The organism is Clavibacter lycopersici, from assembly GCF_003576405.1.
Classification (GTDB): Bacteria; Actinomycetota; Actinomycetes; order Actinomycetales; family Microbacteriaceae; genus Clavibacter; species Clavibacter lycopersici.
Map to the genome: position 1 here is coordinate 1 of NZ_QWGT01000573.1, position 377 is coordinate 377.

The 377-nt window shown below is 80.6% G+C and carries 1 protein-coding gene; it reads right to left on the reverse strand.

The window, feature by feature from the left end; translation table 11 throughout:
• Positions 1–38: 38 nt before the first annotated feature.
• The coding region (locus DZG00_RS16590) for a DUF4129 domain-containing protein (RefSeq protein WP_147360113.1) at positions 39–377 on the reverse strand (339 nt) is incomplete at its 5' end.

A 377-nucleotide genomic window follows, 5' to 3' on the forward strand; every position in this document is an offset into this window, starting at 1 on the left:
GGTCTCGGCCGTCGCGAGGGCGGCGTGGGCGGGCGCGGTCACCGGGGTCCTGCGCCGACGGGCTCGTGCCGGGCGGGCGCGGCCGTCCGCAGGTCGCGGTCGAGCGCCTCGAGCCGGTCGAGCATCTCCTCGGTGCCCGGTCGGCCGAGGTAGCGGACGGCGTCGAAGTCGTCGGCCGCGACGACGAGGCGCGCGGCGTGGTCGGGGTGCGCGGATCCCGCGCGGCGGGCGAACCCGCGGGCGGTCGTGCCCGGATCCACCGCCACGATCGTGCGCTCGGCCTGCTCGCGCGCGATCGCCCGGAACAGGTCGGACGCGGCCGCCGCGAGGTCGCCCGCCCGACGGGACGCCTCGGCGGCGCGGCGCAGCTCCTCGGC